The organism is Gottschalkia purinilytica (genome assembly GCF_001190785.1).
Lineage (GTDB): Bacteria > Bacillota > Clostridia > Tissierellales > Gottschalkiaceae > Gottschalkia_A > Gottschalkia_A purinilytica.
Genome location: NZ_LGSS01000002.1, coordinates 136598 through 148846 on the forward strand (window position 1 = coordinate 136598; position 12249 = coordinate 148846).

At 27.0% G+C, this 12249-nt stretch carries 13 protein-coding genes; 2 read left to right on the forward strand and 11 right to left on the reverse strand.

Annotation, left to right across the window (positions count from 1 at the left end):
- Nucleotides 1-3: 3 nt before the first annotated feature.
- The 8 genes from CLPU_RS02410 to recD2 all read right to left on the reverse strand — a co-directional run bounded on the left by CLPU_RS02410 (nt 4) and on the right by recD2 (nt 7269).
- A complete protein-coding gene (locus tag CLPU_RS02410) occupies nt 4-495 on the reverse strand; it encodes a flagellar protein FlgN (RefSeq protein ID WP_050354052.1) in 492 nt (163 codons plus the stop codon).
- Nucleotides 496-509: 14 nt separating this feature from the next.
- On the reverse strand, nt 510-800 hold the full coding sequence (gene flgM / locus CLPU_RS02415; protein WP_050354053.1) for a flagellar biosynthesis anti-sigma factor FlgM: 291 nt from the start codon (nt 798-800) through the stop codon (nt 510-512).
- A 75-nt stretch (nt 801-875) separates the two neighbouring features.
- Complete coding sequence (locus CLPU_RS02420) at nt 876-1283, reverse strand: TIGR03826 family flagellar region protein (RefSeq protein WP_050354054.1); 408 nt, start codon at nt 1281-1283, stop codon at nt 876-878.
- 43 nt (nt 1284-1326) lie between these two features.
- The gene (locus CLPU_RS02425; protein WP_050354055.1) at nt 1327-2115 is read right to left on the reverse strand and encodes a ComF family protein; all 789 of its coding nucleotides are present in this window, start codon (nt 2113-2115) and stop codon (nt 1327-1329) included.
- Nucleotides 2116-2316: 201 nt separating this feature from the next.
- Nucleotides 2317-3063: a hypothetical protein gene (locus CLPU_RS02430; protein WP_050354056.1), complete on the reverse strand. Its 747-nt coding sequence runs from the start codon at nt 3061-3063 to the stop codon at nt 2317-2319.
- Between the two features lie 17 nt (nt 3064-3080).
- Entirely contained in the window at nt 3081-3854 is a 774-nt protein-coding gene (locus CLPU_RS02435) for an ABC transporter permease (protein WP_050354057.1), read from the reverse strand.
- Nucleotides 3851-4744: an ABC transporter ATP-binding protein gene (locus CLPU_RS02440; protein WP_050354058.1), complete on the reverse strand. Its 894-nt coding sequence runs from the start codon at nt 4742-4744 to the stop codon at nt 3851-3853. Before CLPU_RS02440 ends, CLPU_RS02435 begins: the two co-directional genes overlap by 4 nt.
- Before the next feature lie 299 nt (nt 4745-5043).
- On the reverse strand, nt 5044-7269 hold the full coding sequence (recD2, locus tag CLPU_RS02445; RefSeq protein WP_050354059.1) for an SF1B family DNA helicase RecD2: 2226 nt from the start codon (nt 7267-7269) through the stop codon (nt 5044-5046).
- A gap of 317 nt (nt 7270-7586) precedes the next feature.
- Between recD2 and CLPU_RS02450 the strand changes: the two genes are divergently transcribed.
- Together CLPU_RS02450 and CLPU_RS02455 are read left to right on the forward strand one after the other, a co-directional pair.
- On the forward strand, nt 7587-7778 hold the full coding sequence (locus tag CLPU_RS02450) for a hypothetical protein (RefSeq protein WP_050354060.1): 192 nt from the start codon (nt 7587-7589) through the stop codon (nt 7776-7778).
- A gap of 177 nt (nt 7779-7955) precedes the next feature.
- Complete coding sequence (locus tag CLPU_RS02455; protein ID WP_050354061.1) at nt 7956-8996, forward strand: ABC transporter substrate-binding protein; 1041 nt, start codon at nt 7956-7958, stop codon at nt 8994-8996.
- Between the two features lie 368 nt (nt 8997-9364).
- Here the strand turns inward: CLPU_RS02455 and CLPU_RS02460 are convergent, their stop codons facing one another.
- From CLPU_RS02460 to CLPU_RS02470, 3 genes are all read right to left on the reverse strand, one after another.
- Nucleotides 9365-9970, reverse strand: coding sequence for a competence protein ComK (locus tag CLPU_RS02460; RefSeq protein WP_050354062.1), 606 nt, complete (start codon nt 9968-9970; stop codon nt 9365-9367).
- Between the two features lie 254 nt (nt 9971-10224).
- The gene (locus CLPU_RS02465; RefSeq protein WP_050354063.1) at nt 10225-10824 is read right to left on the reverse strand and encodes an isochorismatase family protein; all 600 of its coding nucleotides are present in this window, start codon (nt 10822-10824) and stop codon (nt 10225-10227) included.
- Between the two features lie 65 nt (nt 10825-10889).
- On the reverse strand, nt 10890-11948 hold the full coding sequence (locus CLPU_RS02470) for a guanine permease (protein ID WP_050354064.1): 1059 nt from the start codon (nt 11946-11948) through the stop codon (nt 10890-10892).
- Nucleotides 11949-12249 lie beyond the last annotated feature (301 nt).

Consider the following 12249-nt stretch of genomic DNA (forward strand, 5'->3'; position numbering starts at 1 on the left):
CCTTTAAGCTTTTATATCAAATAAATTTTTATTTTGAGTATTAATTTCTCCTGTATCTCCTTTATATGTTCCTTGACTTGAAGAAGCAGTAAGTAAGTTTACACCTAGATCAATATATTGTAGCGAATCATCTATAAGTGTTTTGTTTAGTTCATTTTTATCTTTTAACTCCGCAAGTATATCTGTAAGTTCATCTTTTATAGTATTTAGGGTTTCTTGTTCTTGTTCATTGAAGTATCCAATTAAAGTTGTAAGGTCCATTTGTTCTTGTATATTAAATCCTTTTTCTATATCCGAAACTATTGTTTCTCTATCACTTTCTAATGCTTCTATTCTATATATAATTTCATATTCTTCTTTAGTTATATTCTCTATTTTGTCTATACTACCTGAAATTAATATATCTGTTTTTTTATCAGCCAATTCTAATACCTGCTTATATTCTTCTAGTTCTTTAGTCAAAACTACTTTCAGTTCTTCAATTAATCTACTCATGGTAATCCCTCTCTTTATACCTTTTTATCTATGTTTATTGTATCGAACATTTTTTCAACTATTTTATCAGAATCGATTTCATAAGTTCCCATTTGAATTTGCTTCTTTATTTCTTCTACTTTTTCTTTTCTAATATCAGGAACATCTTTTAAAGCATTCATAGCAACTTGGTATTCTTTAGCATGACTTGATAAGTTCAATTCGTCTCTTCTTTTAGGTGCTTGATTTTTATTTACATTTTTTATGTGTTGCTGTCCGTTATACACTTCTAGTATTTTACTTATTCTGTCATTAAAAATTTTCATAAAAACACCCCCGTTCTTAACATAGTTCTATAACTATTATCGGTAAGAACGGAGGCTATCTTTAAGGATTTATATTTACTTTTTATATCTATCTGCTAGATACATTTTATCTTTATCTTTTTTATCCTTATCCTTATTTTTATCATCAATTATTACACTTTTTAACTCTCTTTGTAGCTCTAATATACACTTATCACAAAATCTTCCAGTTGTTATAGCTTTTCCACATCTTTCGCAATCAAGTATAAAGTTAGGGCTATCTGACTTTATTTCTAATTTTCCCTCTCTAAGATATCTTAGAATTTTCTTTACTTCTACACCTGTTTCTGTTGATACAGTTTGAATATCAGCTCCTGGATGATCATATAAATATTCTTTTACTTTTTTAAACATTTCATCTTCTACATTTCTACACTTTATACATACATCAAATCCATCATAAGCATACATTCGGTCACACTTTTTACAGTTTCTTATATCCATATTTACCCCTCCAAGTCCCCACAATAAATAGTATGTTAATATTCTACATTAGTTTCCAAGATTCCTTTTTCAAGTTATTTGTTTGATCATCTTTTCCTGTAGCTATAGTTACAACAAAGACGTTTTTTGCTCCTGATTCTAGTAAAACTCTTGAGCATTCATCTACAGTTGCTCCTGTAGTATATATATCGTCTATTAATAATATATTTTTATTAATAAAAGCTTTTTTGTCCTTTACAATAAATGCATCTTTAATATTTTTTATTCTATCTTCTCTATGTAGTTCATTTTGAACTTTTGTTTCTCTCACTCTTTGTAGATTTTTTGTATCTATTTCTATGCTTAAATTATTGGAGATATATTTTGATATAAGTTCAGATTGGTTAAATCCTCTAAGTCTCTTCTTGTACTTATATAAAGGTACTGGTACTATCATATCTACTTTATCAAATCCACTATTTGTAATTGAATGAAGTATAAGCCTTCCGAAAATCTTGTACATATATGTTTTATTACTATATTTGTATTCATATATAGCTTTTTTTGCTATTCCATCATAAACAATTGGAGAAACTGCTTTAGTAAAACTATGTGGATGTTTAAGACAATCTTTACATTTTCTAAGTTTCAGATTATCTCCCAAGTATTTTCCGCATATGGTACAACCATTGTGTCTTATAAATATTAGCTTTTCTAAACAATCTATACATATATGATCTTTCGTTATATCTTCATCATAACTATTACATATAAAGCATATATTTTTCTCGACAAATATTAAATCCATTATAGCATCATAAAACTCTCTTATAATACTTATGAATTTATTCATCTCTACCTCCTAATAAATCTAAATGCTTTTAAGTAATTTGTTATTAAGCTTTGAGCATTTTTTTAGTCCTTGTCATATATATAGTAAGTATTTCTTTATTTTAGCTAAGTTTTTATAACTAATATATCTTTTTATTAATGTTACTAAAACTATGTTATTAGTTTATGATTTTTAATATATTACTCACTTTTAAAGCTTTTCTTATTCTTGTATTATGTGTTGTTCTATTAATGAATTTTTTAATTTTGTATAGTCCTCTTTATATAAATCATAGTATTTATCTTTATAAATATATAGTAACTTCTTTTTTACACCATCAGAAGTTATATGCTCCTTATCTGATAATATACTCATATAGTATTTAATTGGATTTTTATCAAGAGAGTAGTTCTTAATTTTTTTATAAAAATTTAGCTTTTTTTCTATTAAATCTTCATTTTTTATTGTATTTAAATATATCCCTTCACTTTTAGAAATATTTGAGGCTTTTTGTAAAATATTTATAGCTTTATCTATATTAGAAATTAAATAAATATCACTCAAATTACTATATACTAATAATAAATCTTCTCCATAAGATACTGTTGCTAAGGTATTACTGTATTTTTCAACTTTTTCAAAGTTCATTTCTTCATCTGCTATTGCTATTGCTTTACGAAGAGTTTCAACACTTTTGTTATCATATTCTTTTAAAATTATTTCTATAATGGCTTTACACTTGTCATATTTATATCTTGCGTAATATGTTTCAAGTAATTCTTTTAATTGAGAGTATGTTAACTTTCTATAGTCATCTTCATTGAAGTTAATTGTATTATTAATAACTTCATTATACTGTCTAGAATAATCTTCAGATGAGTATTTATCAACTCTAGATTTCTTCATATATATATTCAGACCCAAAGTTAATGAAAATATTATTATAAGTGAAGCTATAGCTTTATTCATTTATTTTCCTCCTAATTTTAATACTCATGCTTATGAAATGCTAATAATGCAATTGCTAGGAATAGTGCTGAGTTAGATATGCTAGGTATAGTATCTCTTATTTTGTTAAAATAAAACCCGTAAACTCCTATATAAGTAGGAGCATTAGAAGTTTGAAAAAATGTATAAGATGAAACTGTTAATAATTTTCTTAGTCCACTATATAATAATAAAATAATAGTAATTAATATAATATATATCAGTATAGATACTCCTTTTTTCTTAGTTAAATATCCTAGCATTAAAGAAAAAGATATTACTGCAAAAATGTATAAAAGTATCATCCCAATTACACCAATTATATTTAAAGAAATCTCCATATTACTTGCGACTCTGAAATTTCTATAAATTGCGCTCTTATCAGATAAGAAATAACTTAAATATATAAATATAGATATTGTTATTAAAAATGTAAAAGCTACAACTATATATATAGAAATTAATTTAGAAAATAGTATTTTTTCTTTGGTATAACCTGACATTAAGTAGTTTTTTATAGTTTTATTTGAGAATTCATTACAAACTAGTGAAATCGTAAAAATCCCAATTGATAATGGAAGAAATAGTTCAAAATTCACTTGGAAAAACTTGCTTAAATTAAAGTAAAATGATCTATTCATACTATTTGAATCTATACCAGTTAGGATACTTGTCCATGCTAGGAAAATCATTAATGCAAAAGATATAATTAATATGTATTTGTCTCTTCCTTTTGATATTTTATATAGCTCTATCTTGATTAAATCTTTCATATTTGTTCCTCCATGAGTTCATTAAATTTACTTTTTAAGTTATCATTATTTGATGATATATTTTTTATTGTGTAATCAGATTGTGTAAGTAGTTTTAATACATAATTTATATCTTTATTATTAATTTCTATAGTAAAATCATCTATTTCTTTAAAAGGTATATTGTCTAAGATTAATGATAATTCACTCAAATTGATTTTGTTATTAAATTCTATATAAGTACTAGTATCTTTATGTTTTGCGTATGTATCTATTAAACGACCAGATTTCATGATAAAAGTTTTATCTACTAAAGAATCTAACTCTTCTAATATGTGACTTGACACTATAACAAGTTTGTTGTTTTGCTTCAATATATTAATTATGTTATGAACTGAATGCACAGTATTTATATCTAGTGAATTAGTTGGTTCATCAAGAAAAACTATATCTGGATTATTTATTAAAGACGCTATTAAACCTATTTTTTGTCGCATTCCTAATGAGTAAGTCTTTACTTTTTTGTCCATAAAGTTACTAATATCAAACTCTTGAAGCAGAAATTCATACCAGTCTTTATTTCTTATTCCATATAACTTTAATAATATATTTAAATTTTCTTTTCCAGATAAGTCATTATATATATTAGGCATTTCTATAAAAGCTCCGATTTTAGGCAAAAGGGTTTCTTTATTTTTATGTAAGCATAAATCATTTATTTTTATAGATCCACTTGTAGGATTCCATAGTGTAGAAAGTACTTTAAATAACGAACTTTTACCGCAACCATTTGGGCCTACTAATCCAAAGATCTTACCACTTTCACATCGTAAAGATATATTATTTAAGATGTGTTTTTTTCCAATCAATTTATTTATATTTGAAATATCTAAAGTTAATTTTTGATTCATTTATGTATCCTTCCTTCATATTTGTTCATTATATATTAACATATATAGTAAAAATTTACATGTGACTGGAATATATATTTATACAAAATAGGTATGTTTTCATGAAGAATAGCCCCTATTAGTCAATAACTACAAATAACTCATATGCTTCATAAAAAATATAAATTAATATTATCAGACTATAATTTCATAACAAATTAATAGGGATATACCACCTCTTATATCAAGGTATGTATATCCCTACATGCTAAGTTATTATTATAAAATTTCTTAATTTATAACTATAAATTCATCCGTATCTAACTCATCATAAATTCAAAAACTTTAAATAATCTATTATTAAGTCCCGAATATCTCTTAGTTATTTTATTATTATTTATCATATATGCTAAGTACTTTTCCATTCCAACTAGTACAACCAGTTCTTTTGATCTTGTAATAGCTGTATATAACAAATTTCTAGTAAGTAGCATAGGTGGTCCCCAGTATATTGGCATTATGACTACAGGAAATTCACTTCCTTGACTCTTATGAACAGTAGTTGCATAAGCTAACTTAAGTTCATCCAGTTGACTAAAGCTATATGTTACCTCTTTATTATCATCAAAAAGAACCGTTAGCTCACTTTCTTCTTCATCCATATATGTTATAAATCCAAAGTCTCCGTTAAATACACCTTCTCCTTCTTGAACTACTTGACCATCTTCTAACTGTTTCCACTTGGTATTATAATTATTTTTAATTTGCATTACCTTATCTCCAACTCTAAATATAGTATCTCCTATCTTTCTCTCTTTTTTATATTTAGATTTAGGATTTAATGCCTCTTGTAACTTTTCATTCAACACATTTACTCCTGTGTCTCCTTTTTTCATACATGTGAGTATTTGTATGTCTCTCAAAGAGTCATAGTTATTATACTTTGGTAATCTTTCTTTTGCTAATTCTATGACTGTTTCCACTACTTTATTAGGAGAAGTTCTACTCATAAAAAAGAAATCTTTTTCTTTTACATTTAAATGTGGGAACTCTCCCTTATTTATTTTATGGGCATTTACTACAATCATACTTTCCTGAGCCTGTCTAAATATTTCATTCAATCTTACTACTTTTACTATTTTACTTTCTATAATATCTCTCAGTACATTTCCTGCTCCAACTGATGGAAGCTGATCTATATCTCCAACTAATATAACTCTAGTTCCTTGCATAATAGCTTTTAATAGATTATTCATAAGTAATATATCTACCATCGACATCTCATCTATTATGATTACATCTGCTTCTATAGGGGTTCCTTCATCCTTGCCAAATACCATACCAAGCTCATCATCTGCGAATCCATATTCTAATAGTCTATGAATAGTCTTAGCCTCCCTTTTAGTAGCTTCAGACATTCTTTTAGCCGCTCTACCTGTAGGAGCCGCTAATACTATATCAAGTTCACAATCTTCAAATATTCTTATTATACTATTAATAGTTGTTGTCTTACCCGTACCTGGCCCACCAGTAATTACTAGTAGCCCATTTTCAATAGCCTGTCTTATAGCTTCTTTTTGATTCTCTGCTAACTTTATATCACTTTCTTCTTCAATAGATATTATTTTCTCTTCTATATTTATATCAAGTTTTTTTATTTCTCCTTGTGATAACTCTACTATTTTTTTACTTACATTTGTTTCAGCATAATAAAGTGGCATACTATATACACATATTTCTCCATTAAAGTTTTCTAACTGTATCTCTTGTTTAAGTGCAAGTGCAGTTATTCCATCTTCTATAATACCTTTATCTACCTCAAGCATTTGTGATGATTTTTCTATTAGCTCATCTTTTGGTATATATGTGTGACCTTCTGTAGAAGATTCCATTAGCTTAAATTTTATTCCAGCATTTATTCTATATTTAGAGTTAAAGTCTACTCCCATACTTTGAGCTATCTTATCAGACATTTTGAATCCTATTCCTATTATGTCTTCTGACAGTCTATATGGATTTTCGTTTATTTTTTTTATAGTTTCACTCCCATATTTCCTATATATGCGTATCCCCAAATTTGGACTTATATCATATCCTTGTAAAAACATCATTATTTCCCTTAACTCTCTCTGCTCTATAAAAGCTCCAGCTATTTTCTCTATCTTCTTATCTCCTATTCCTCCTACTTCTTTTAGCCTTTCTGGATTGTATTGAAGTATATCTAGAGAATCTTTACCGAATTTTTCTACTATCTTTTCAGCAGTTTTAGGTCCTATTCCTGGTATTAGACCTGATGAAAGATATTTTATTATTCCATTAAGAGTAGAAGGTGTAACCATAGAATATGTTTCCACTTTAAACTGTTGTCCATAATTGTGATGTTCAATCCATTCACCTTGAACACTGATAGTTTCTCCCATACTCAATAGTGGGATGCTTCCCACTATTGTTACTACATCATCTTCAGTTTCTAATATTGCTACTGAATATCCGTTGTTTTCATTTTGAAATATTATTTCTTCAACAGTTCCCTGTAAAGTTAGCACTTTGTTTACCTCCGAATATTTATGTTAATTTTATTATATCATGTATGTATATTTCTTAGTACAACTTATAACACATTAATTACAACATATAGCTTAAATCAATGTTTACAGCTATATTATTAGAAATCATATAACATGAAATACAATAAAGCGAATTAAATTTTTGACGATTTTTTGATGTCAAACAAAACAATATCATTTACTTAATTTGATCCACATATTAGATAACTAATTTCTACTTTTTTTCGATAGCCTTTTATGTATATATTGTTATAATACTTTTTAAAATAAAAAAACAAACTTGAGGAGAAATTGATATGGGTAAAGGTGGTTTTTCATGGAAAAGGGCTACTGGTGTTACAAAAACGAAACAGAACTTTTATAGAAAAACAGGTATACCGACAACGAGGTCTGGTAGACAACGAAAAGCAGGAAGTACAATGAGATGTGCCACTTTTATAATATTATCAATACTAATGATAATTACATTAATCTTAGCCATTTTATAATAAATAAAAAAAGTAGGGAATTTTTCCTACTCTTTTTTGTATTAATATATTTTTTAAATATATTTTTTCCGAATTGATATATCTTGAATATTTGTTGTTATATGTTATTATATGTAATATATGTAAATAATTATTATAAATTGCTAACTTATCAGATAAAGGAGGATAAAATGAAAAATGAAGAAAAAAACAAGTTTAATACTCTTAGCTTCTTTGATATTAACGCTAGGATTATCTGGATGTCAAAGTAAAGGCGGACAAGTTATTAATGATAAGAATAAAGAAACATTAGTAGTATCAATGTTTGAGTTTAATGAAGAATTATTCAAAAAAAATGTTATTAAACCATTTGAAGAAAAACATAACGTAAAAATAGTAGTTGAACTCGGAAATAATCTTAAAAGACTAGAAAAACTTAAAATTGATAAAAGTAAAGTAGATGTAGTGCTTTTTACAGATTATGTCGCAATGCAAGCAATAGAAGAAGGTCTAATAGAAAAAATGGATCGTAAAAATATACCTAATATAGAAAATTTATATGAGATGTTTAAGTTTCCACTAGGGAAAGACTATGGCCCTTCTTATGGTATAGCAAGTTATGGATTAATATATAATTCTGATAAAGTAAAAGAACCGATTACATCATGGGGAGATTTATGGAAGCCCGAGTTAAAAGGTAAAGTCTCACTGAGTGATATCTCAATATCTGGAGGTAAGTTTCTCCTATTAATCGCGGCAGAACAAGCAGGTGTAGATATCAAAAAAGATGAGGATAAAGTTTTTGAAAAAATTAAAGAACTAACTGAAAATAAACCAAAATTTCACGTAAAAGCCGTAGAAGCTATAAACCAGTTTTCAATAGGAGGAACTGATGTTATGGATACATATAGTTTTGAAGTTGAGACTATAAAAGATAATATTCCGACGGCAAAATGGGTACAACCAGAAGAAGGTACTTATCCACTAATGGAAACAATTAATATAGTAAAAGGTACAAAAAATAAGAAATTAGCAGAAAAATTCATAGATTGGATGCTAAGTGAAGAAGTACAGAAATCACTAGCTCTAGACAAGATAAATTCACCAACAAATAAAAATGTGAATCTAACAGATAAAGAATCCGAAAATCTTGTTTATGGTGAAGAGGCAATAAATAATTTAAAAACGGTAGACTGGGAGTATGTGAACAAATCTATGAAAAGATGGACCGAAAGATAGAATAAAGAGATAAGTCCACAAAAAAATAACTAAAATTATATAAATCTATATAGAAATAATCTATAAACTCAATATTATATAAATAAATATTAATCTTAGTTATTTTATATAATTATTATAAAATGACAAAAGAATAATATTGTTATTAGCTATTAAAAATATAAGCGTTTAATGCTATTTAGTACACCTATTACCTATTACATTGAAGAAAAAAACAAATATCTTAAAATTAAAAATAAAATATTATTTTGTGATGAAGAAATAAAAAGATTAGGAAATTAATCCTAACCTTTTTATTTCTTTTCTAAATTTAACGCTAATGCTATATCGTCTGCATAATCTCTTGAAATATCTTCTATAAAGTATATTTATTTTGTATCAGTGAGTGTTTTTAGGAGGTTATTTATCTTTGAAATTTCATTTTTTATTGATAATATGTCGGCCTTAGTTGCAGGTTTATTGTACTCTATTAAACATTCTTTAACTCTATCAGAGTATAATCCACTTATATGCGATGTATGTATATCTCGTATTATGCTTCCATTTCTTATATTCCTCTGCATTACTTTATAACTTTGTATTACATCTACTACCCTGTCATCTCTTAGCACTATTTCTACTTTTTCATTCTTCTTATTTATAGTTTGTATATGTATTAAATTAAAATATCCAAATGCCCCATCATTTTTAGATATAGTATTTCTAACTTTCCCAGGAATAAATATATTATTAATATTAAATACAATAGGTACTGAATTTTTGCTGCCTATAATATTACCATAATATTTTCTAGTTTGTTTCAAATCTATCATAAAGTGTCTTGCTATCATATTCATGACTGTCTTTATGTTTTTATATACGTAAATATCTTTTTGAGTATCTGTTATTATTAACGTAGCATTTCCTTTCATATTCAGATAAACAGGAACTACAGCTTTTATTCCTGACGAAACAATTTTTTCTATACTCCCCATTACCAGACTTCCCCCTTTTTAGTAGATTATATAGAAACATATGTTCGATGTCAACTTTATAAAAAAACATCAAGATATACTCAATGTCCTTTTCCTCTTCTGTAGTATTTTAAAACATGCTTACAATTTTAGGTAATTTTTCTATATAAATAAATATTCTATAAGAACATAAAAAAACCTCTTTGATATTTTATAATATTAAAGAGGTTTTTAAAAACATCATTATTTCAAACTATAAGCAATATTTAATATATTTATTTATTATTATCAAAAGTTTCAATTAAAGAATCTACGTCTACAACATCACCTATTACATAGTCAATATTCTTAAGAAAAGCTTTATGAAGTTCTACATCAGTACCGGCAACACAGTCTGAAACTACTATTGCATTCATATCTCTTTGTTGAGCATCAAGTGCAGTAGCATATACACATACATTTGTAGCTGCTCCAGTAATAATTAATGCATTCTTCTTAAGTCCTCTCATAAGAATTTCTAGATCTGTTAAATAAAATCCACTGTATCTTCTCTTTAATATAACATAGTCATCATCATCTGGCTTAAGCTCGTCAATTATTTCTACTCCACAAGTTCCATATAGACAGTGTTCAGGTTCGCTTCTTTCAAGCTCAAGTCCAAAGTCAACCTTTTGCTTTCTGTGAACCTCTTGAGTATACATTACAGGTATATCATTTTTTTTAGCCCATTTTTTTAGTTTTTGTATGTTAGAAATTACCTCTCTCCCTCCTGGACATTCTATGGGAGCTCCTTCTGCAATAAAATCATATTGCATATCAATAATTATCACAGCACAATCTTCTTTTTTTATTTTTCCTAAATTGTTTATTGGCATATTAAACCCTCCTAAAGTGTAATATTATTTTATATTAATAAAAACTTATTAGATATTTATTTTTACTAAAAAGCGCCTATTAAAAACCTTACAACTATTCCTGCTAACATACCTACAAAAGGATCTATAGTAGCTGTAACAATTGTTGCTACCCCTGCTGTTATTGGATCTGCTTCAATTCCTGGTTTTATATTTGTTGGAAATACAACTATAGCACCAAGTACTAAAAGGAATCCTGCAATAGATTCATTAGGTACATATTTACCTATCCTTGGAAGTAATTTTGCGAATAATATAGCTGCCATAATAAGCATCATTAAAACACCAGCTATTACTGGATTAGGCGCAACTGCTGTTCCACTTATTATTGCTTCTACAGGTCCCCCTCCAAAGAATGCACTTATAGAGTCAGCTATACCTGAATAAAGAGTTATCATATCCACATTAACAGCACTTTTTGCCAAACTTCCTGTTACACTTGAATAAGCAATATTTCCTCCTATTTGTAAGGTAACTAATGCAAGAACTTTTCGAATAATATTAGAGTTCACCTTTATTTTCAAAGGAATTAGCTTTTCATGTTCAAGATTTATTTCTTCTTCGTTTTCAGAAACAGCATTTTTCCTCATAAAAATCCAGATAGCTGAACTTAAAAATACACTACCAACTATTGTATACACTAAGTCATTTGTTATGAAGTAAATAAGTATAGCAGAAGCTATAGAAATTCCGCTTATTATCTTATTTCCTTTAATCATGTCTATTGCTAATTTTGCTAAGATTATACCAACACCAGCCATCATACCACTTAATATAGATGTCCCAATAAAATCTACTGTAGGTTGTAAAAGACCTATTCCCCCTATTAATGCCATTACTATACCTGTAAAAAATACAATATTAAGTCTTTCATTTCTATCTTTACCCATTGTACCTGCTAATACTATGGCTTCAGCCTGAAATGAAATTGGTGCAACTTGACCAGATAAAAGCATACCAACGGGACCTACTAAGAATGCCAACGCTGTAGGAAATGCAGCAAACCCAAATGATAATGCTAAGATTCCCTGAGGTAAGCCATTAACAACTACTGCTATTGCAGCTAAAATATCTTGAATGGTCATTAAGTTCCCCTCCTTTGAATTTGATAGATGTTAATACTTTTTAATTAAATCAGTAAGGTCTCCTAAAAAATATCTTGTTAGTTAATTAAACTTTATATAAAGTTACAATTATAAGTAAAATTTATTTATTTGAAGCTTTTTACCATATGCTTCATATAGTTTAAACTAAAGTTATTAATTTTATTAATATTTTTTATTCTGAATAATATATAAGGATTTTATGTTAAAAAATTAACAATACTATAGTTGAAATGATACATATATAGTTATAGTTTCATATAATTAAAAATATTTATTAAGT